Origin of the sequence: Sphaerimonospora sp. CA-214678 (assembly GCF_050942215.1) — a bacterium.
Classification (GTDB): domain Bacteria; phylum Actinomycetota; class Actinomycetes; order Streptosporangiales; family Streptosporangiaceae; genus Sphaerimonospora.
The window spans coordinates 5,912,687-5,934,100 of record NZ_CP192056.1; the positions used below are offsets into that span (position 1 = coordinate 5,912,687).

Consider the following 21,414-nt stretch of genomic DNA (forward strand, 5'->3'; position numbering starts at 1 on the left):
GAGTTCAGTCCGTCCAGCGGCGCGACGTGCCGCCCAGCAGTTCGGCCGCGCCGGTCATCAGCAGTTCGGCGATCGCGTCCACGTCCCGGCGCCGCCAGTCGGCCAGCTCCGTTCCCGCCACCACGCGGTTGAACGCGCCGAGCGCGGGCCCGCAGTGGATCTGGTAGTTGACCCGCTCCGCTGCGTCTCCGGCCAGGGCGGCCCGGGTGGAGTGCGCGAAGTACCAGCGGAAGACCAGCGCCATCTTGACCTTGGGATGCCGGTCGGCCCGATCGATGTCGCCGGCGCGCCTGCTCGCCAGAAACTCCCTGGTCTCCTCCCACACCGCGTCGAAGGAACGGCGGAAGTAGCGCTCCTCGATCGCGGCGCGGGTGGGGGCGTCGATGTCGTGCAGGCCGTCATACCGCCGATACACCTGGTACAGCTTGTTGGCCCTGGCCGGGAACAGGGTGCCCCGGCGCACCACCTGGACCCGCGCGCCGAGCTCGAACATGTCGCCGGCGGGCGCGTACGCCGTGTCCTGCACGTCCAGGCCCGCCAGCATGTCCTTGACCGCGTCGGAGGTGCCGGCCTGGGGGCTGCACTGGTTCACCGACCCGGTGACGACGAAGTCGGCGCCCAGTACGAACGCGGCTGCCGCCGATTCTGGCGAACCGATCCCGCCCGCAGCGCCGACCCTGACCCGGCGGGGAAAGCGGTATCGGGCCATCGCGTCGTCCCGCAGCCGGACCATCGCCGGCATCAGCGCGTACGGACTGCCGCCGTCGGTGTGCCCGCCGGAGTCGGCCTCGACGCAGACATCGGTGGCGACCGGCAGCACGGCGGCGACCCGTGACTCCTCGGCGGTGAGCGCGCCCTCGGCCACGAGGCGGTCCAGCAGCGCGGCGGGCGGTGGGGACAGGAAGGCCGCGGCCACCTCCGGCCGGGACACCTTGGCCATCACGTGCCGCGGCGCGACCGGCTCGCCGCCGGGCCCCCGGTGGGCTCCGGAGAACCGGAAGCGCACCACCGCCGGGGTCACCCCGGTGTACGCCGACGCCTCGATCACCCGCACGTCGTGGCGCAGGTAGAGCTCGACCATCTCCCGTTCGGCGGCGGGGTCGTCCGGGGTGGCGAGCAGGTTCATGCCGAACCGCCCGTCCGGGCCCAGTTGCGCGCGGATGGAGCGAATCGCGTCCTCCACCCGGTCCCGGGACAGACCACCCGCGCCGAAGAATCCCATCAACCCGGCCCGCGCCAGCCGTACGACCAGGTCCACGGAGGCGATGCCCCGGTACATGGCCCCGGCGAGGTAGGCGTAGCGCAGCCCGTAGTCGCGGCGGAACTCCGCCGACCCGAGCCGTTCCGGCGCAGGGCCACCACCCGCGACCGCGCCCGATGGGCGGCGCACCGCCGTCCGGGTCTCTGCCGGGACGCGATCGGGGGAACGATCCGGGGAACGATCCGGTGGACCAGCGGGCGCCGGGGCGGAGACAGGTTCCGGCGGAGCGGACGGGCAGGGGCACCGCAGCACCGCCTGCCACAGCTCGGTGAGCACCCGGCCCGGCCCCACCTCGACGATCTCGGTCACGCCGCGCTCCAGCAGGTGGCTCATGCTCTCCCACCAGCGCACCGGGTGATCCACCTGACGGGCCAGCAGGTCGGCGACGCCGTCGGCCGGATAGGGACGGGCCGTGACGTTGGCGATCACGGGGAGGCGCGGTGACGCGAACCGCACCCCGGCCAGGACGCCGCTGAACCGCTCCGCGGCCTCGGCCATGTACCGCGAATGGAACGGCGCGCTCACCCGCAGCGGCACGGAGCGCACCCCGCTGCCGCGCAGCACGGCGGCGGCCCGGTCCAGTGAACCGGTGGGGCCGGAGATCACCACCTGCACGGCCGAGTTGCGGTTGGCCAGGTCCACGTCGTCCAGTCCGGCCTCGGCCAGGAGCGCGGCCACCCGGTCCGGGTCGGCGCCCACCACCGCGAGCATCCCGCCTCCGCCCGCCCGGCCCATCAGTTCGCCGCGGTGCCGTACCAGCCGCACTCCGGTGGCGAAGTCGAAGCATCCGGCGGCGAACAGCGCGTTGTACTCACCGAGGCTGTGCCCGGCCACGAAGTCCGGGTCGGGGTTCTCCTCGCGCCGTGCCAGGAAGGTCAGGGCGTTGACGACGAACAGGGCGGGCTGCACGTGCCGCGTGTCGGTCAGGCCCGGCTCGGCCCCGTCCAGGACCTGTGCGCGCACCGAGTACCCGAGGATCTCGTCGGCCTGCCGCACGAGTTCGGGATACCGGTCGAACAGGGCGGCGCCCATCCCCACCCGTTGCGCGCCCTGACCCGGAAACAGCCATGCGACGCTCACCGCTTCTCCCAGGGGAACTCGTTCCGGGTGGCGAACCCGGTGATCCGCTCCCGCACCGCCGGTGCGGACATGAGCCGGGCGAACTCCGTGACCGCGTACCGCTCGGTCTCCTGCGACAGGGACCACAGCCGCCCCAGGTACCGCTTGGCCTCGCCCAGGGTCGTGCCGTCCAGCTTGGACAGCCGCATCCTGAGCTTACGCAGGTACGGCTCGGCGTCCTCACCCACCTCGTCCACGAGCCGGCCGCGGTGGGCCTCATCGGCGGAGATCGGGAGGGTACTCAGCGTCATCGCGTGCGCCGGCTGGAAACCCACGCGCCGGATCAGGAAGGGCAGCACGCAACAGGGCAGCAGGCCCCACAGCGCCTCCGGGAGACTGAACGAGCTGCGGGGGGAGGCATGGACGAAGTCGCCCGCCGCCACCAGGCCGACCCCGCCCCCCGAGACGCGCCCGTCCACCTGCGAGACGACGACGCGGGGGATGGCGGTGAGCCGCTCAAGCAGCCCCCAGAAAGCCTGCCCGCCACGCTCCGCCAGGTCCTCGGCTTCGCCGTCGACCGCGTCCGCGAAATCCATCCCGGTGCAGAACGTCCCCCCGCTGCCGGAAAGCACCACCATCCGGCACGCGGGGTCGTGTTCGGCGAGGTCGAGCGCGGCGTGCAGCTCATCGAGCAGCGTCCCGTTGATGCTGTTCTGCCGATGCGGCCGGTTCAGCCGGATGCGCAGCAGGCCCGGTTCGCCGGTCACCTGGAGGGTCTCGAAGTGGCCCATCATCTAGCTCCAGCGGTAGCCGCGGTGGAAATCAGTGATCCGGTCCAGCACCAGCAGGCCACGCCCGGCCATGGCCGCGTCGTAGACCGCCTGGTACGGAGTGACGTCGTACACGTGGTCCTGAACACCGCACATCCGGTGCAGGCTCAGATCGCTCAGCAGTTCGTACTCGTCCATTTCCAAGGGGTACCTGTCGGCGATCGCCGCGCCGAGCCTCCGCCGGGCCAGCTGCTCGACGGCGGCCTCGGTGACGACCCCGCTGTAGAACTCCGAAGCGCATCCGGATCCGTAGGAGAACAGGCCCACCCGCTTGGGCCGGTCGACCTCGGCATGGTCGATCAACGAGCACAGCGCCAGGTAGAGCGCGGCCGAGTAGACGTTGCCGACCTGCGTGCAGTACGCCAGGCACGGCGCGACCCGGGCCTCGAAATCGGCCTCGATGTCGGCGGGCGCCATTCCCCTCCGGGTGCGCATGAGCTTGCGGTGCGCGCCCTTGACCATCCCGGCGAACGGAGTGTGCAGGACGAGGTGATCGAAGGAGTCGACCAGGTCCACACCCGCCACCCGCTCGGCGTACATCCCATAGCTCTGCTCCAGGCACTCCAGGTAGGCCAGCAGGGACAGGTCGGAATCACCGGCCTCCAGATCAGGACGGGGCCGCAGCGTGTCCATCACCTCGTGGCTGTAGTAGCCGTTCGCGCCGGGGTCCAGCTCCAGCACGTCCGGCCGGTCGCTCACGATCATCGCCACCGCCCCGGCCCCCTGGGACGGTTCCCAGTAGGTGTTGCGGGCGGCGACGCTCGCCGCGTCCGTGGCGATCACCAGGGCCCTGGCTCCGGGTGTGCCAGCGACCAGGGCGGCGGCCGACTGCAGCGCGGCGGTCCCGCCATAACACGCGTGCTTGACCTCGAAGGACCGGCACCTCCGGGAAAGGCCGAGGTGGTGATGGATGTAGGTGCTGATCGGCTTACCGAAGTCGAGACCGGACTCGGTGCCCACGATCACGAGTTCCATCCGCTCGCGCTCGGCCTCGGTGAGCTCGTCCACCAGGGGTTTCGCGGCGTTGACCGCATTGGTGACCGGATCCTCGCAGGGCAGATTGACGGATTTGCGCTCCATCATCAGGTTTCCGAAGCGCCGCATTTCCAGGTCTCTGGCCTGGAAGAGCCGACGCACGCTCAGACTGGTCCGCCCGACGTAGGCGTTGATGCTTTCGATGCCGACTGGCCTGTCACGCCTCACCGGGCGACCGTAAACCGCGCACCTGCCGCGATGCTGCTCAAGGTTGAGCGATGGTCGAGCGATGGTCGAGCGATGGTCGAGCGATGCCACAGCGGACCGGCCGGCGGCGGGCATCGGAGTCGGGGACGTGACGGGGGATGTGTCGCGTCGGGTCCGCCGACATGTGTGCACGCATGTGCACGGACGCGTCCAGCGGAAGAAAAGCAAAGATCCGGACCGCTCTTCACCCGTCGGGACCCGGGGCCCGAGTGATCGGGGGTGAAGGGGCGATCCGGATTCCGCCGCGTCGCCGCCGTACGGCGGCGGCGGGAGCCGGCCGGCAGAAGGGCCGGAAAGGGTCAGTCCAGCATGGCGAGCAGCTTGGTGACCGTGTTCCAGTTGCGGGCCGTGGCGGTCAGCCCGAGGCGCTTCTCCCAGAACGAGTGGATGAGCTTGGCGTTGCGCACACCGTCCGGGCACCACACGTAGATCTCCCGCTCGCCCACCACGTACGTCTCCGGCGCGTACCACGCCGCGTCCAGGTCGGCGTACCGCGCCGGATCAGGCCGGTCGGACAGGAACGTCACCAGGTGCATGGCCGGGTCGGTGGCCACCTCGCCCAGCGGGTTGCGCTCGACCACCTCCGCCAGCTCGTCCCGGCCGCGCACCAGGCACCGCACGGTCAGCCCCAGCTCTCGCTGGATCGCCGCCTCCACCCGGGCCGCCGCCTCGCTCTCGCCGTCGGCGCCGCCGAACACCACGTTCCCGCTCTGCAGGTGGGTCTTCACGTCGGTGTAGCCCAGTCCGGCGAACAACGCGCGCAGGTCGGCCATGGCGATCCGCTGCTTGGTCCCGACGTTGATGCCCCTCAACAGGGCGACGCAGCGGTCCACGGCTATCCTTCGAGGGTGTAGTCGAAGGTGTACGAGTGCCGGCCGTCGACCACGTCGATCACCAGTTCGCCGCGGATGCCGGTCAGCTCGCCGGTGCCGGAGTCGGGGACCACGGTAACGGTGAGGGAGGCCTCGCCTCGGTCCATCAGCCCGGTGTGCATCAGCACAAAGCCGCCCGAGCGGCCATGGACCGAGCCGATCAGTCGCTCGATCGCCACGTAGCCCGCTGAGCCCGGCACATCGGCGACGGCCTTCACCAGCTCGGCCACGCTGGAACCCTCGATGTCACCCGAGAAGTCCTTGGTGATGGTGGCCCGGGCCAGCTTGGCGCCGTCCCGCTCGTCGTACGGCGGCTGCTCGTCCCATTTGACATCGAACGTGCCTGTCGCTCGGACGGTCATAGTGCATGCACTCCTTGACGGTGTGGTCGTCGGTCAATCAGATGATCAAAGTCACCGGTCTACTCGACTTGGCGAGCGTATTAGCCATCGGCCAGCAGGGCCAGCAGTTCCGGGGTATAGAGCTGCTTGAGCGGGCTGATCCCGGCGACCGTGTCGAAATACCGCTGGGTCAGCTCCGGGCTGGTGCCGACCGCGCGCAGCAGCGCCCGCCGCTTGTCACGCGCTTCGGCCCTGGCGACCAGCAGGGTGCCCATGTACACGTCCATCAGCTCCCTGTCGCGCTCCTCGGCGAACGCCTTCAGCGCCGACTCCAGCCGGCCGGGGTCGGCCAGGCCGTCCCCGACCAGGCCGACGAGCAGCTCGGCCTGCCAGAACGCGTCCCCGATGCCCCGCGCGGTGAGCGAGTCCTTGTGGTGTCCCGCGTCCCCCACCAGCACCCAGCCGGGCCCGGCCGGCTGACGGAAGAAGTTGCGCTGGTCTCCGGTGCCGTGCAGACGGTCCACCTGCTCGGCACCGGCCAGTCGCGCGAACAGATCGGGCGCGTTGTCGCGGATGTTCTCTATATAGGCGTCCTGCGCCCGTCCGCGCACCTCGTGGAACCGGTCCTGCGGGAAGTAGGCCGACACGAGCACCGCGTCGTTGGTGGGGACGGCCGACACCCAGCCGGTCTCCCCCTCGTACAGCTCGAAGTCGGCCTGGACCGGATTCCAGTAGCTGTAGTAGGCGCAGGTCAGCCGGGGATGCTCGATCGTCGTCGCGGCGCCGGCCAACTCGGCGACGGTCGAGCGCATGCCGTCCGCACCCACCACGAGCCGGGCCCGCGCCTCCTGTGTACGGCCATCCGGGTCGGTGAAGCGCACGCCCGCCACCCGGTCGTCCTCCATCAGCAGCCCCTCAACGGGGCAACGGTCGCGGAACTCCGCTCCGGCCGCCACCGCGCCCTCGACCAGAATCGGATCGAGGATGTGACGGCGAGGCGCGTACGCCGCCCGGTTGCCGTCGAGCGGGCCGGCGCAGCCCTCCAGGCGCAGGTCCGCACCCATCCGGTAGACCACCCGCTCCAGGGGTGGGCAGCCGGAGGCACGGACCGCGTCCAGCAGACCCCAGCGGGCCAGCCGGGCCACGCCGGGCTGCTGGATGTAGAGGGTGGACAGCGTGTCCGCGCCCGGCTTCGCCCGGTCCAGCAGCAGCACGCGGTAGCCCGCGCGGGCGAACAGCATCGCGGTGGGGGCACCGGCGCAGCGGGCGCCCACCACGATCACGTCGTAGCTCATCCGCTCTTGCCCCTGGTCGCGTACATGCCCCAGTGCTGGGGGGTGAGCGCCTCGTCCCGCAGGCTGCCCTGCACGAACATGCGCTCCCAGCCGCCGCCGCCGCCCCGCTCCTCGGAGATCCACTGCCTGGTGAAGACCTCCCGGGCGGCCGGGTCGACCCGCGCACGCAGTCCCATCAGGTTGTAGTAGGTGGGCAGGGACTTCAGGTGGATGAACCAGTGGATCCGGTCGGAGAGCCCGAACACCTCCTCGTAGAGGAAGATCGTGGCGAGTCCGCGCAGGCTCTCGTTCCAGCCGTCGGCCAGCGCGCGGGCGAACTGCCGGCCCTCGGAGCGGAACTCGTACCTCAGCTCGCCGGTGCGGTGCATGAGGATCCCGCAGTTGCCCGAGTGCAGCATGTGCTCGGCCGTCTGGGTGGTCTGCATCGCCGCGACGGGCACGGCGAAGCGCTCCACCGCCTCGCCCTCGACCGACACCACCGTGTCCGGCTTCTCCTCGGCCGTGCCGTACATGCCGAAGCTGGACGGCATCAGCACGGTCTCGGTGAGGCTGCCGTCGACGAACATCCGCTCCCAGGAGCCGCCGCCCCGCTCGTCGGGGATGCGGTTGCGCAGGATGACGTCGCGCCAGCCCTCGTCGGTGCTGCCCATCCGGATCAGCGTCTCGTAGGACTCGAGGGATTTGAGGTGGATGAGCCAGTGCAGCCGGTCCTCGGTGCCGAAGGTCTCCTCGTAGACGAAGACCGTGGCGATCCCGGCGTACTTGGTGTTGAGGTACTCCGACAGCTCCCGGGCGAACTGCCGGCCCTCCGAACGGAACTGCGCACGCAGCTGGCCGACCCGCTCCACCACGATGCCGGAGTTGGCCGAGTGCAGGATCTCACTCGGCGCCAGTGACGTCTGCTGCTGGGCCACCGGCAGCGAAAACGGCTCTTTCGGATGTTCGGTCATCGTGATGCTCCCTCTCCCGTTCACGACTGCGGCGAGGTTAACCGCGCGGGTCGGGCCGGAGCTGCGCAGAACTGAGCACCCGCGCCAACCTGACCGGGGTGGGGTTGGTGAAGACGTCCGCCAGGCTCAGCGTGCTCCCGGTGCGCTGCTCCACCTGCTGGGTCAGCAGCGCGGCGAGCAGCGAGTGGCCGCCGTTGACGAAGAAGTTGCTGTCCGCCCCCAGGTCGTCGCGGTTCAGCAGCCGCCGCCACATCCCCACCAGCTCGGCCACGAGATCGGCGTCCGCCCCCGTGCTCACACCGGGGTCCGCACCGGAATTCGCCCCGGGGTCCGCGTCGGGGCGACCGGCCGCTCCCTCGCCGGGCGCCACACGCCGGGCCCGCTCCGCCAGGTCGAGGTAGTCGACCTTCTGGTTGGCGTTGACGGGCAGGGCGTCGAGCACCACGAACTCGGTGGGCACCATGGCCCGGGGCAGCTCGGCGCGGGCGTGCTCCCACAGCTCATCGACGAACCCCGGCCGGTCGGCGGCCTCCACGAACGCCACCAGCGCCGCGTCGGCCGACAGGTCGCCGACGGCGAGCACGGCAGCGGCCCGCACCCGGGGATGCGCCGCAAGCACGGCCTCGATGTCGCCGAGCTCGATCCGGTTGCCCCGCAGCTTGATCTGCCGGTCACCGCGCCCGAGCAGTTCCAGCGTGCCGTCGGTGCACCACCGGCCGATGTCACCGGTGCGGTAGAACCGCCCGTACGCCGGATGGCTCCCGAAGCGCTCGGCGGTCAGCTCCGGTCTGCCGTGGTAGCCGAGCGCCACGCCGTCGCCGGCGATCCACACCTCCCCGCTCTCCCCGGCCGGCAGCTCACACCCGTCCGGGTCCACCACCATGACCCGGGTGTTGCGTATCGGCCGGCCCACCCGTACGTGCCACCCGTCCTCGGCGCTCAGCGCCATGGAGGTCGACCAGACCGTCGTCTCGGTCGGCCCGTAGCAGTGGTGCAGCCCGCATCCGGTCGCGATCAACCGGCGCACCAGCGGCGGCGGAGCCGGTTCCCCGCCGAACATCACCCGCCGGCCGCGCAGCAGGTCCGCCACCTGATCGAGCACCAGCCGCCATGTCGTCGGGGTGGCCTGCAGCAGGGTCACGCCGTGCCGTTCGATCAGGGCACGCAGGGCGGCCCCGTCCACCTTTACCTCGTCGGGCCCCACCACGACCCGGCCACCGGCGGCGAGCGGCAGGTAGAGCTCGGGTTTGGACATGTCGAACGCGAACGACGTCATCCACAGCATCGCGTCCTCGGTGGTGACGTCGAGCTCGGCGACGAAATGCCGGACCAGGTTGGCCAGGCCGCGGTGCGTGATCAGCGTCCCCTTCGGCCTGCCGGTCGAGCCGGAGGTGTAGATCAGGTACGCGCAGGCGGACGGGGCGGGCGCAGGCGCCCGGGGCGTACGGCCCGCCGGGGCGGCCTCGGTCACCGGTGCCAGGGGCAGCACGGTCCGGCCCTCGGTGAGCGCCGAGGCGAAGCCGGGTGCCAGGGCGGGATCGGCCAGGACGACCCGGGCATCGGAGTCGGCGAGTACGTGGGCCACCCTGGCTCGGGGATGCTCCGGATCCACCGGCAGATAGGCGGCCTCGGCCAGCCAGACGCCGAAGACGGCGGCCGCGAGTTCGGCGCAGCGCGGCGCCGCCACCGCGACCACGTCCCCCGGTCGCACCCCGGCGTCCTTCAGCCGCGCGCACACCGCGTCCGCCGCGTCCCGGATCTGCCGGTAACGCAGGGCGCGGTCGCCGTCGACCACCGCGATCGCGTCGGGGTCGTCCGCCACCCGGGCGAGGAAGGCGTCCAGCACCGTCTGTTCGTCCATCGTCACCGCCACTCCGCGAGCACCGCCACTCCGTCCTCCCCGCCGCCGACGTCCCCCCGACCCGTCAAGCACCGACCCGTCACGCGCCGACCTGTCACTACGCCGAGCCGTCACGATGCGAGGACGGCCGCCACGGTGCGGGCGACCTCGTCGCTGCGCAGCAGGTCCGGATAGCACACCGCCAACCGGATCTCCCGCCCCACCAGGGCGGCCCGGCGCTCCTCGGACAGGAGGTTGAGGCCGCTGTCCGGGGTGTTGGAGCTGACCGCCGTCGCGGTGGACCACACCGGGGTCGGGTCGAACTCCGCGGCCGCGGCCAGATAACACAGATAGGCGGTGAAGGTGCCCACCAGTTCGGCGCTGCGCCTGGCGTCCAGGCCCGCCCGAGTCAGAGCCGCCCCGCCGTACTCGCGCAGCAGCGCGCTCAGCCGTCCGGCCAGGTCAAGCTCCCCGGCCGCCTCCGCCACCGCCCGCCGGCCCGCCTCCCGTGCCCGTCCGGCCTCGTCCTGCGACAGCACCGCCGACAGGCGCCCGCCCAGCAGCCGCTCGTACTGCTGGTACAGCAGCTCCCGGTCCGAGAGCACCGGGTCGAGCAGCACGACCGCCGGGGGGTTCGGCTGCCGGCCGGCGATGCCTTCCGCCAGCGCCGCCGCGTAGACCGCGCCGGTGCAGAATCCGAGTACGGCCCGTACGGGTCGCCCGTCGGCACGCAGGTCGTCCAGCCACCGGGCCACGTGGTCGGCGCCGGTCATGCCGGCCTCCCGCCCGAACGGCGGGGGCGCGGTCTCCCAGACCGTTTCCCCGGTGCCGAGCAGGGTGACCAGCTCGGCGAAGGTCGCCACCGAGCGGCCGGTGGCCGAGAAGTCCACGACGGCCATCAGCTCACCCGAGCGGCCCTCACGCAGCACGTTCCACGACGCGGGTGATGGTGATGCCGCTGAAATCGCTGATGTCATCCGTCCGCCCTCACCGCGAAGCCGTTCCGCCCGTCCGGAGACTAGGCGGGCCGCCGGGAGCCGTCTGCTCACAAATGAGCGGTGTGATCTCCGCCGTTCGCGGCAGAGTGATCGGCGTGATGAGGGGCCTGAACGCGCGCCTGGCGCGGATCGTTTACGGCGAGCAGACACCCGCCGAGATCACGGCCGAGCTCGGCCTGACCAGCCGGGTGGACCAGGCGCACATCGTCATGCTGACCGAGCGGGGCCTGCTGCCGGCCGGCGACGCCGCCGCCCTGCTCCGGCTGATCGACCGGCTGCGCCGGGACGACTTCCGTCCGCTGCACGGGACGCCGGCACCCCGTGGCCGCTACCTCGCCTACGAGCGCCACCTGATCGACACGCTGGGCGCCGAGGCCGGCGGACGGCTGCACACCGGCCGGTCGCGCAACGACCTCAAGGCCACGGCGACGGCCCTGCGGCTGCGGAGCACCACGCTCGACCTGCTGGGGGAGCTGACCCGGCTTCAGGCGGTGCTGCTGTCCCGGGCCCGCGCGCACCGTGACGTGGTCATGCCGATCTACACCCACCACCAGGCGGCGATGCCCGCCGGTTACGGCTTCTATCTGCTCGGTGTGGCGGTCGCACTCGGCCGCGACGCCGAGGCCCTGGTCCAGGCCGCCGGGGGGCTGCGCCGCTGTCCGCTGGGCGCCGGTGCGGTCGCCGGCAGCGACCTGCCGCTCGACCCCGCGCGCACCGCCGCCCTGCTCGGCTTCGAGGCCGGTCCGATGCACGCCCTGGACGCGGTGGCGAGCCGGGACGTGCCGCTCCGGGTGCTCGCCGCCGCCGCCGGTGCGGGTCTGACCCTGAGCAGGCTGGCCGCTGACATGCAGCTGTGGAGCACGGCCGAGTTCGGCTTCCTGCGCTTTCCCGACGGTCTGGTCGGGGGCAGCTCGGCGATGCCGCAGAAACGCAACGCGTTCCTGCTGGAACACGTCAAGGCCAGACCCGCCGCGGCGATCGGCGCCTGGGCCGCCGCGGCCGGCGCGGTGAAGGCCGCCCCGTTCACCAACTCCATCGAGGTGGGGACCGAGGCCGTCGCGATGGTCTGGCCCGGGCTCGCCGCCGTGGCGGACACCGTCGTGCTGGCCCGGGCGCTGGTCAGCGGTGCCAGGCCCTGCCCCGAGCGCATGCTGGCCCGGGCCGAGGAGGGGTTCGTGACCGCGACCGTGCTCGCCAACCGCCTCGTACGGCACGGCATGCCCTTCCGCTCCGCGCATGAGCGGGTGGGCGAGGCGGTAAACCGGGCGATCGCCGCGGGCAGCACCCGGCTGTCCGCCGCCGATCTCGTGGGAGATCCGGCGGAGCCGGGTGACCTGGCGGAGCTGGGTGACCTGGCCGAGCTGGGTGACCTGGCCGAGGTGGGTGACCTGGCCGAGGTGGGTGACCTGGCCGAGGTGGTGCGTGAGCACCGCGTGGGCGGCGGCCCCGGCGCGTTCGAGACGGCTTTCGAGACGGCACGCGCCGAGCTGGCGGCACACCGCACCTGGCTCTGCGAGCGCAGGGCGCGACTCGCCGCCGCCGCGGACGAGCTCGCCGCCGCCACACGCCAAATCATGGAGGGATGACAGCGGTGGAACGGCCTTGGTTCGCCCTGATCGAGAGCAACACCACCGGGTCGGGGCGACAGTTCTGCGTGACCGCGGCCGAACGCGGCATGCGTCCCCTGGTGCTGACCACCGACCCGGGCCGCTACCCCTACCTGGCCTCGGACGGGTTCGACCACCTGCGCTGCGACACCGGCGACACCGCCGCCGTGCTGGCCGCCTGCCGCGACCTGGCCGCCGGCTCCGGTCTGGCCGGGGTGGCCTCAAGCTCCGAATACTTCGTGCCGCTGGCCGCCGAGACCGCCCGCACGCTCGGCCTGCCGGGGGCCGACCCCGAGGCGCTGTCCCGCTGCCGGGACAAGGCCAGGCAGCGGGAGGTCCTGGCCGCGGCCGGTCTGCCCGTCCCCCGGTTCGGCGCGGCCACCACACCACGTCAGGCCCGCGACCTGGCCCGGCTGATCGGGCTGCCGGTGGTGGTCAAGCCCACCACCGGCTCGGGGTCGTCGGGGGTACGGCTGTGCCGTACCGAGGACGAGGCCGCCGGGCAGGCCGGCGACCTGCTCGCGGTGACCACCAACGAACGCGGCATGCCGGTGCCCGCCGTCGTCCTGGTGGAGGAGCACGTGACGGGGCCGGAGTTCTCGGTGGAGACCTTCGACGGACGGGCCGTGGAGGTGGTCGGCAAGCACCTCGGCCCGACCCCGTACTTCGTGGAGATCGGCCACGATGTCCCGGCCTCCGCGCCCGCCGCAGACCTGGCCGCGCTGCGGGAGGTGGCCGAGCGCGCCGCGACCGCGCTCGGCGTGGCCTGGGGCGCGACCCACACCGAGCTGCGGATGACCGCGGCCGGCCCGGTGGTGATCGAGGTGAACCCCCGGCTCGCGGGCGGCATGATCCCCACGCTGATCGACCTGGCCTCGGGCATCGACCTGGTCGACCTGGTGGTGGCGCGCGGCAGCGGGCAGGAGCCGTCCGAGCCCGGTGCCCGGGCCGGAGGCGCGGCGATCCGGTTCCTCGTCCCCACCGCGGAGGGCGTCCTCGACGGAGTCGCCGGTCTGGCGGAGGCGCGGGACGTCCCCGGCGTGCACCTGGTGCGGGTCACCGCCGGACCCGGGACTCGGATCCGGCTCACCCGTTCCTTCCGGGACCGGATCGGCTACGCCATCGCCACCGGGCCCGACGCCGGGGCGGCGGCAGAACGGGCGCTGTCCCGGATCCGGCTGCGACTGTCCCGTCCCGCCCCTACGGCCGAGCCGAGTAGACCGGTCTGAGGCGATGCTTGAGGACCTTGCCGGTGATCCCGCGGGGCAGGTCGGCGACGACATGGACGGCCGAGGGACGCTGGTGCGGAGCGAGCCGCTCGGCGAGGAAGTCCGGCAGTGCGGACTCGGCCTCCGGATCGGTCAGCACCACCACCGCGACCACCGCCTGCCCCGCCTCCGGATCCGGCACTCCGATCACGGCCGCCTGCGCCACCGCGGGATGCCGGTACAGCACCTCCTCCACCTCGATGGAGGAGACGAGCTCCCCGTGGCGCCGGATCACGTCGGTGCCCCGGTCGAACAGGTAGAGATCGCCGTCCGGGCCGAGGTAGCCGAGGTCCCGGGTACGGGTCCAGCCGTCGGCGTGGACCTGGCGGTTGAGCTCGGGATCGAGATAGAGCCGTTTCGGGGCGGCGGCGCGTAGCCAGATCTCGCCGATCCGGCCCTGCTCGACCTGCCTGCCCTGCTCGTCGACCACCCGGAGCTCGGTGCCGGGACCGGGCCGTCCCACCGACCGCGGCCGGGCCGGGTCGTAGGTGTTGAGCACCACCGCCGGCACCGCCTCCCCCTGGGCGTACGCTGTGCTGATCACGGCGTTCGGCATCATGGTCAGCAGTTCGGTGGCGATTCGGGCGGGCAGCGGCGCCGAGGCGATCCCGATCGTGGTGACGGTGGACAGGTCGTGCCGCTCGTGCACGCGAGCCGCCGCCATCCGCATCGCGATCCAGGGGGTGAGCATGACCGATCCGATGCGGTGCCCGGCGATCAGCTCCGCCATGCGCTCGGGGTCATCGACCCGGCAGAGCACCACCGTCGACGATGTGGTGAGCGCGAACATGCCCACCGTGCCCGCGCTGGACGGCGTGCCCAGGGGCATCGGGGCGAGCAGCGGACTGGCACCGTCGAAGGAGGCCACGTTGGCCGGGCCGCGCCCGAAGCTGAGGTTGCCGTGCGGGTTGCTGAAGGCCTTCGCGGGTCCGGTGGTGCCGGACGTGAAGATGATGTCGGCGATGTCGTCGGGGCCGATCTCGACCTGGACCGGGGTGCGGTCTCCGCGGTCCAGGGCGTCCACACTCGTGGTCCAGCCCGCGAAACCGGAGGGTGCGTCCGCTCCGGCGCCGCAGACCACCCCGACCGGTCCGCACTGTGCCAGTCGCCGGTCCAGTTCGGGAGCGGGCAGCGACGCGGCCAGATGCACCGCCGTGCCCCCGGCCTTCAGGACGGCGAAGTAGGCGACGGCATAGTCTAGCCAATCCATTCCGCCGAACAGCAGCCCGACCCGGTCGCCGCGCCGTACCCCGAGCCTGACCAGGCCGTGCGCGACCGAGTCGGATCGGTCCGCCCACTCGGCGTAGGTGATCGAGCCCACCCCGTCCACGAGCATCGGAACCTGCGCCGGATGGTGTACGGAGCGTAACCGAAGGAGGTCGGGTGCCATCACCGGGGCCACGGTATTGCGCGGAGTCGACGTCATTGGCATCTATGGGCACGCGGTTCCCGAAGGCCCCGCCTCCCGTCTCCCTTCCCCACTAACCATTCAATCTGCCGCATGTTTTCGTCACAGATCATTAACCAAAAAGAAATTTCATGAATATAGGCGGCGGGTGCGGTGGCCGACACCCCCGTGCACAACGTGCCTCTCCCGTCCGGACGGCGGATCACGACCCGTCGCCGGGCGCTCGCACCCGTCACCCGTACCGCGCGCGAAACTCCACGTCCGGTCCGGGCCCGCCCCGTGATCGTGTCTGCGGCACCTGACGTAGGCGCAGGCTAACAGGGCTCCGCAAGGGCTTCCGCTCACTTTTGAGCGCTCGGGGCAGGCAGGTGGACGGGTCGCCTGAGCCGAACACGACGGGCCCGGACGACCGGCCCGTCTCCGTGACGCGCCCGCTCCCGCCGCGGTACGGACGGTCGGCACCCGCCGGCCTCCGCCACGCCGGCCGATCCCGTGGGCACACTCCCACGGATCTCAACATTTTCGCTGGCCTATAAACCCGACAAGTCATCAGGAGACCTATGGAAGTCACACAAGCACGCATGGTCACGTGACTTTTACTGCCATTGCTGCTTATATGTGTCGAGGCCCCCGATAAGCCTTCTCCTCCCACCCGGGCTATCGCTGAAGCAAGAAGGGACCGTCACGCACAGTGAGCGAAATCATGGTGGAGGGACTGGGAACCACCCTGCGCAGGATGATCCAAGAGGCGGCACTCCACGCATCGACGCTGGAGTTGACCAAGCACGATGTCGCCTACGGCTGCCTGGACGAGGATCACAGCATCTACCTGGTGGAGCGCGGCCAGCTCAAGGCCGTCACCTCCACCCGTGAGGGAAAGGAGTGCCTGCTCGGCATCTACACCGCCGGTGACGTGTTCGGCGAGCTGTGCCTGCTGGGCCGGGAGCGTCTGGAGACCGTCACCGCGATGACGCACACCATCGTCAAACGCATTTCCAGTGCCCGGATCATCGCGGCGCTCGCCAATGCCAATCTGCGTGAGGAGTTCGTGCGGTACCTGACCCATCGGCTGTTCGAACAGCAGCAGTTCATCACCAACCTGATCACCGCGGACAGCGAGTACCGGCTGGCCACGATCCTGGTCCATCTGGGCCGCAAGATCGGTACGCGGGACGGACACCTGCTGCGGATCGAGGAACGGATCACCCAGGAGGAACTCTCCGCGATGGTGGGCACGACCCGCTCCCGGGTGGGCTTCTTCCTGAAGCGGTTCTGCCAGGCCGGGCTGGTGGCCCGTACCCCCGACTGCTTCCTCGTACTCAACGAGCCGCGGCTGCACAACTTCCTCATCGGGACACCTCTGACGCAGGCCCCCGCCCCCCTCGCCCATCGCCAACCGGTGCTGCGCTAGGAACGTCCTCCGCGCGCACATTTGCGCAGACAGGACATCGGCCAGGGGCCAGCCTCGGGAGCACGTGCAACGGCTCCGGATAAGCAACGAAGGAAACCTCGCGATGACCCATGCCCCCCGCGTGTCCCGCCGCCGGTCGCTTCGGCTCGGCCTCCTCACGGCCACAGCGGTCACCGTACTCCCGCTCGCGGCCTGCGGCGGCGAGGCATCGCAGCCGCGTTCACAGTCGGCCACGCCGATATCGACGGTGCTGCGGGTCGGCGCCGCCGACGCCACCAACAGCACCGGCCTGGACCCGCGTACCGCGAGCAGCGGCGCCAGCATCATCGTGATGCGCCATGTCTACGACTCCCTGATGGTGCTCGACGGCGACGAGTACCAGCTCGCGCTCGCCGAATCCGTGCAGCCGAACACCGACGCGACCCGGTGGACGGTACGGATCCGCGACGGCGTGAAATTCCACGACGGACGGCCGGTCAGGGCGGCCGATGTGGCCTACAGCCTGCGAACGCTGGCGACCCCGCCCAGCAACCGGGCCAGCGTCTACCAGGACGTGGACGCGACCAAGATCAAGGTGATCGATGAACGAACCGTGGAGATCCCCCTCAAACACCCGCGCGCCGACTTCCCCGAGTCCACGCTGGTGGTCTACTCCCCGATCTTCCCCGACGGGACCACCGACTTCGGCAAGGCGATCGGCTCCGGGCCGTACCGGCTGGATCAGAGCGACGACCGCGCGGTCCTCCTGACCGCCACCGGGACGCACTGGAGCGGACCGTCGACGGTGCGGCAACTGGAGATCTCCAGGATCGCCGACCCCGCCGCCCGGCTCAACGCCGTGAAGAGCGGGCAGATCGACTACGCGGTCGGGATCAGCGCCGCCGGGGCGCAGGCCGAACGGTCCAATCCCGCGCTCACCGTCCAGCGCGGCGGACCGGCCAACTCCAGCGCGCTGTCCTTCGCGATGAACCAGCGGCTCGAACCGTTCGACGACCCCCGGGTCCGCCGAGCCGTCCGGCTCGCCGCCGACCGGCAGGCGCTGGTGGACAACGCCCTGCTCGGCTTCGGCTCACCCGCCGACGACGTGGTCGGCAAGGGCCTGCCCGGGTACGCCGCGGGGATCGGCGGCCGCACCCGGGACGTGGCGACCGCGCGCAAGCTGTTCCAGGAGGCCGGCGTCACCGAGCTGACGCTGCGCGCCGGGGAGATCGTCCCGGGCATGATGTCGGCGGCGCGGCTGCTGGCCCAGCAGCTCGAGGAGGCCGGGGTGAAGCTCACGGTCCAGGAGGTGCCGGCCGACACCTACTATGCCGACCTGAAGTCTCTCGCCACCCACCCCTTCCAGGCCTTCTACTACAGCAACCGACCGGCCGCCGTACACCTGGCCGCGGTGACCCACAAGACCGCCCCCTTCAACGTGACCGGCACCGGCCCGGATCACTGGAAGCGGCTCGCGGCGGCCCAGGTGACCACGGACGACGCCGAACGCGCCCGGGCCTTCGAGGAACTGCAGCTCGACCTCTACGAGTCCGGCGGCGACCTGCTGTGGGGCTTCGCCGAGCAGTTGGACCTCTCCAGAGCCGGGGTCACCGGGGTGCGTGTGAGCCAGTCGATCCCGATGTTCGATCGAGCCGCCCTGGGCCAGTGAGAGCACTGCGCATGTTGATACGGCGGCTGGTGGTGGCCTTCGGCACACTCGCCGCCATATCGGTTCTGCTGTTCGCCGGCTCCGAGGTGATGCCGGGGGACGCGGCGAGTTCCTCGCTCGGCATCGGGGCGACCATCGAGCAGATCGAACAGCTCCGGGCCGAGTGGGGTCTGGACCGGCCGCTGCCCGAGCGCTACGTGGAGTGGGCGTCGACCGCGTTGACCGGAGACCTGGGGACCAGCCTGTCCGCCCGCCGCCCGGTCACCGGCCTGATCGCCGAGCCGCTGGCCTTCACCACGCTCCTGGTCGCCCTCTCCGCCCTGATCACCGTGCTGCTGTCCATGGTGATCGGCCTGGCCGCCGGGCTACGGCCGGGCAGTCGCCTGGATCGGGTGCTGCTGAGCACCGCCCTGGTGCTGGTGTCGACCCCGCAGTTCGTCACCGCAGGACTGCTGGTGCTGCTCTTCGCGACCGCCCTGGGCCTGCTGCCCGCGGTGTCCCTGGTACCGCTGGGCGGCACGCCGCTGGACCGGCCCGAGATCCTGGTCCTGCCCGTGGCCACGCTCTCGATATTCGCGACCGCATGGGCCGCCACCGTGGTGCGGGCCACCGTGATCGACGCCAACGCCCTGCCCAACGTGGAGGCCGCCCGCCTCGCGGGCCTACCCGAGCGTCGGGTGATCCGGCGCCACCTGCTCCCGGCGACCGTACCCGCCTGCGCCCAGATGTTCGGCTGGTTGGTGGGCGGCCTGTTCGGCGGCACCGCGGTGGTCGAGCAGGTGTTCAACTATCCGGGCCTGTCCGGCGTCCTGATCAGTGCGGTGCACAACCACGACGCCCCTGTGCTGGAGGGGGTGGGCCTGCTGCTGGCCGCCATCGTCCTGGCCGCGCTCGTCCTCGCCGATCTGGTCGGAACACTGGCCGACCCCCGGCTGCGGGCGGGTACGACATGATCACCTCCACGGCCGATCCGGTGGCCGCCACGGTCGTCGCCGCATTCCGGCGCGGGCTCGGTCTGCTGCTGACGGCGGCGGCGGCGGCCGTACTGGTGATCGCCCTGGTGGGACCGGCGCTGGTGAGCGGCGACCCGGGCCGCATCGTCGGTCAGCCCTATCTCGGCCCGGAGGCCGGCATGCTCCTGGGCACCGACTCCTCCGGCCGGGACGTGCTGGCCAGGCTGCTCGCCGGTGGCCGCCCGCTGTTGCTGATCCCGCTGGTGGCCGTCTGCCTCACCGCGGTGATCGGCACCGTCCTGGGCATGCTCGCCGGCTATCTGGGAGGGATCGTGGACGGGGCGGTCTCCCGGCTGGACGGCCTGCTTCTCGCCATCCCCCCCATCCTGGTCCTCCTGGTGCTGCTGCACAGCTGGGGGTATCACGACATCACCCTGATCGTGGTGGTGATCACCACCAGTGCTCCGTTCGTGTCGCGGCTGGCCCGCGCGGCGACCCGCCAGGCACTGCACAGCGGATACGTGGAACAGGCGGTCGCGCTCGGCGACGGACCTGCGGCGGTGCTCATCCGGGAGATCCTGCCGAACATCGTGCGGCCCGTCCTCGCCGACGCGGGGACCCGGCTCGCCATCGCCATCACCCTCACCTCCTCCGCGGGTTTCCTGGGGTTCGGCCCGGACCAGCCGAACTGGGGGGCGATGATCAGGCAGAACTTCGAGGGGATCGAGCTCACCCCGTGGGGGGTGCTCGCACCGGCGCTCTGCCTGGCCTTCCTGACCGTCTCGGCCAACCTGCTGATGGACCGGATCTCGAGAAGGATCATCCGGTGATCGACATCGAAGAGCTCAGGATCGTGGACGCCGCCGACCGGCCCATCCTGGACGGAGTCTCGCTGAGCGTCGGCCGTGCCGAACGGCTCGCCATCGTGGGCGAGTCCGGATCGGGCAAGACCACCCTGGCGCTGGCTCTGCTCGGCGCGATCCGTCCCGGCCTGCGGCTCGCGGGCGGCCGGATCACGGTCGCCGGCCACGACGTGCTCGCCATGTCCGGCCGCGCGCTGCGGACGCTGCGCGGCCGGACGATCTGCTACCTGCCGCAGGACCCGGCCTCCGCCCTCACCCCGACCCTGCGGGTGCGCGACCAGATCTTGGAGCTCGCCACGGATCGCACCTGGCAGACCGTACGGCGACAGCTCGACGAGGTGGGCCTGCCCGCCAACGACGACTTCCAGCGCCGCTACCCGCACCAGCTCTCCGGTGGGCAGCAGCAGCGCCTGGCCCTGGCCCGGGCCACCTCGGCGCAGCCGCGGATCCTGGTGCTGGACGAGCCGACCACCGGTCTGGACGGCCTGGCGCAGAACCTGGTGCTCGACCAGATCACCACGCTGGCCGACCGGCACTCGTTCAGCCTGCTGTTCATCACCCACGACCTGATCGCCGCGGCGAAGATGGCCGACCGGCTGCTGGTGCTGCGTACCGGAACCGTGGTGGAGGAGGGCCCGCTGCCGGCCGTCCTGGAGCGGCCGGCGGCCGAGTACACACGGGAACTCGTCCGGGCCGTGCCCCGGCTGGACGCCATCGGTCCGCCGGCTCCCGGACCGCCCGCCGGTCCCCCGTCTCCGCGCCACCCCCCGGCAGGTGAGCCACCGCCGCCGGACCGGCCGCCCGTGCTCCAGGTACGCGACCTGCGTGCCGGTTTCGGCCGCGGGCTGCGCCGGCAGACCGTGGTCGCGGGGGTGTCGTTCACGGTCGGCCGGGGGGAGTGCGTGGCCCTGCTCGGCGTGTCGGGCAGCGGCAAGAGCACCATCGCCCGCTGCATCAGCGGCATTCACCGGCCGGACAGCGGCACGATCCTGCTGGACGACCGGCCGGTGGCGGCCCGGATTCGAGATCGGACCGTGGATCAGCGCCGCCGGATCCAGTTGGTGCCCCAGCACTCGGCCGGGTCCCTCAACCCGCGGCGTACCGTCGGCGCCGGCATCGCCAGGCCGCTGCGCGTGCTGCACGGCCTGGATCGAAGGCAGGTGGCCGCGGAGACCGCCCGGCTGCTGTCCCTGGTGGGGCTCTCCCCCGACCTCGCCGACCGCTACCCCGACCAGCTCTCCGGCGGGCAGCGTCAGCGGGTCACCATCGCCCGCGCCCTGGCGGCCGAGCCGCAGATCCTGGTCTGCGACGAGATGACCTCCAGCCTGGACGTACAGGCACAGGCCGCGATATTGGACCTGGTGACCACCCTGCGCCACCGGCTGGGCCTGGCCGTACTGCTGATCACCCACGATCTCGGGGTGATGGCGCGTACGGCCGACCGGGTGCTGGTCCTGCGGGACGGCGAGGTATGCGAGCGCGGTCCGGTGTCGGAGGTGCTGCACAACCCGCGGCACGAGTGGACGGGATATCTGGTCGCGGCCGCGTCGGTGCGCACTTTTGGCTAG

General features: G+C 71.6%; 17 protein-coding genes. 7 read left to right on the plus strand and 10 right to left on the minus strand.

Annotated features, from left to right (window positions below):
- Window positions 1–4: 4 nt before the first annotated feature.
- The 9 genes from fabD to ACQP1K_RS26390 all read right to left on the minus strand — a co-directional run bounded on the left by fabD (window position 5) and on the right by ACQP1K_RS26390 (window position 10,667).
- Window positions 5–2,341: an ACP S-malonyltransferase gene (gene fabD / locus ACQP1K_RS26350; RefSeq protein WP_433498371.1), complete on the minus strand. Its 2,337-nt coding sequence runs from the start codon at window positions 2,339–2,341 to the stop codon at window positions 5–7.
- Complete coding sequence (locus tag ACQP1K_RS26355; RefSeq protein WP_433498372.1) at window positions 2,338–3,114, minus strand: enoyl-CoA hydratase-related protein; 777 nt, start codon at window positions 3,112–3,114, stop codon at window positions 2,338–2,340. The genes fabD and ACQP1K_RS26355 overlap by 4 nt, the downstream gene beginning before the upstream one ends.
- Entirely contained in the window at window positions 3,115–4,353 is a 1,239-nt protein-coding gene (locus tag ACQP1K_RS26360; protein ID WP_433498373.1) for a hydroxymethylglutaryl-CoA synthase family protein, read from the minus strand.
- A gap of 338 nt (window positions 4,354–4,691) precedes the next feature.
- The gene (locus ACQP1K_RS26365) at window positions 4,692–5,225 is read right to left on the minus strand and encodes a DUF1697 domain-containing protein (RefSeq protein ID WP_433498374.1); all 534 of its coding nucleotides are present in this window, start codon (window positions 5,223–5,225) and stop codon (window positions 4,692–4,694) included.
- Window positions 5,226–5,227: 2 nt separating this feature from the next.
- Entirely contained in the window at window positions 5,228–5,626 is a 399-nt protein-coding gene (locus ACQP1K_RS26370) for a DUF3224 domain-containing protein (RefSeq protein ID WP_433498375.1), read from the minus strand.
- Window positions 5,627–5,706: 80 nt separating this feature from the next.
- Entirely contained in the window at window positions 5,707–6,900 is a 1,194-nt protein-coding gene (locus ACQP1K_RS26375) for an NAD(P)/FAD-dependent oxidoreductase (RefSeq protein ID WP_433498376.1), read from the minus strand.
- Window positions 6,897–7,850, minus strand: coding sequence for a DUF6039 family protein (locus tag ACQP1K_RS26380; protein WP_433498377.1), 954 nt, complete (start codon window positions 7,848–7,850; stop codon window positions 6,897–6,899). The genes ACQP1K_RS26375 and ACQP1K_RS26380 overlap by 4 nt, the downstream gene beginning before the upstream one ends.
- Window positions 7,851–7,887: 37 nt before the next feature.
- Window positions 7,888–9,711, minus strand: coding sequence for a non-ribosomal peptide synthetase (locus ACQP1K_RS26385; RefSeq protein WP_433498378.1), 1,824 nt, complete (start codon window positions 9,709–9,711; stop codon window positions 7,888–7,890).
- Between the two features lie 110 nt (window positions 9,712–9,821).
- Window positions 9,822–10,667, minus strand: coding sequence for a hypothetical protein (locus ACQP1K_RS26390; RefSeq protein ID WP_433498379.1), 846 nt, complete (start codon window positions 10,665–10,667; stop codon window positions 9,822–9,824).
- A gap of 119 nt (window positions 10,668–10,786) precedes the next feature.
- Here ACQP1K_RS26390 and ACQP1K_RS26395 point away from each other — a divergent pair, with 119 nt between their 5' ends.
- On the plus strand, window positions 10,787–12,274 hold the full coding sequence (locus ACQP1K_RS26395) for an argininosuccinate lyase (RefSeq protein ID WP_433501651.1): 1,488 nt from the start codon (window positions 10,787–10,789) through the stop codon (window positions 12,272–12,274).
- Window positions 12,271–13,524, plus strand: coding sequence for an ATP-grasp domain-containing protein (locus ACQP1K_RS26400; protein ID WP_433498380.1), 1,254 nt, complete (start codon window positions 12,271–12,273; stop codon window positions 13,522–13,524). Before ACQP1K_RS26395 ends, ACQP1K_RS26400 begins: the two co-directional genes overlap by 4 nt.
- Here ACQP1K_RS26400 and ACQP1K_RS26405 read toward each other — a convergent pair.
- Window positions 13,496–14,953, minus strand: a complete 1,458-nt coding sequence (locus tag ACQP1K_RS26405) for a class I adenylate-forming enzyme family protein (protein ID WP_433501652.1) — start codon at window positions 14,951–14,953, stop codon at window positions 13,496–13,498. The two genes, ACQP1K_RS26400 and ACQP1K_RS26405, sit on opposite strands and share 29 nt — an antisense overlap.
- A gap of 709 nt (window positions 14,954–15,662) precedes the next feature.
- On the opposite strand from ACQP1K_RS26405, the gene ACQP1K_RS26410 reads away from it, so the two are divergent.
- The 5 genes from ACQP1K_RS26410 (at window position 15,663) to ACQP1K_RS26430 (ending at window position 21,414) form a co-directional block, all read left to right on the plus strand.
- The gene (locus ACQP1K_RS26410) at window positions 15,663–16,382 is read left to right on the plus strand and encodes a Crp/Fnr family transcriptional regulator (RefSeq protein ID WP_433498381.1); all 720 of its coding nucleotides are present in this window, start codon (window positions 15,663–15,665) and stop codon (window positions 16,380–16,382) included.
- A gap of 103 nt (window positions 16,383–16,485) precedes the next feature.
- Complete coding sequence (locus ACQP1K_RS26415; protein WP_433498382.1) at window positions 16,486–18,030, plus strand: ABC transporter substrate-binding protein; 1,545 nt, start codon at window positions 16,486–16,488, stop codon at window positions 18,028–18,030.
- Window positions 18,031–18,041: 11 nt separating this feature from the next.
- Window positions 18,042–18,983 carry an ABC transporter permease gene (locus tag ACQP1K_RS26420; protein WP_433498383.1) on the plus strand — a complete coding sequence of 314 codons (942 nt, stop codon included), beginning with the start codon at window positions 18,042–18,044 and terminating at the stop codon, window positions 18,981–18,983.
- On the plus strand, window positions 18,980–19,813 hold the full coding sequence (locus ACQP1K_RS26425) for an ABC transporter permease (RefSeq protein WP_433498384.1): 834 nt from the start codon (window positions 18,980–18,982) through the stop codon (window positions 19,811–19,813). Before ACQP1K_RS26420 ends, ACQP1K_RS26425 begins: the two co-directional genes overlap by 4 nt.
- Window positions 19,810–21,414, plus strand: coding sequence for an ABC transporter ATP-binding protein (locus ACQP1K_RS26430; protein WP_433498385.1), 1,605 nt, complete (start codon window positions 19,810–19,812; stop codon window positions 21,412–21,414). Before ACQP1K_RS26425 ends, ACQP1K_RS26430 begins: the two co-directional genes overlap by 4 nt.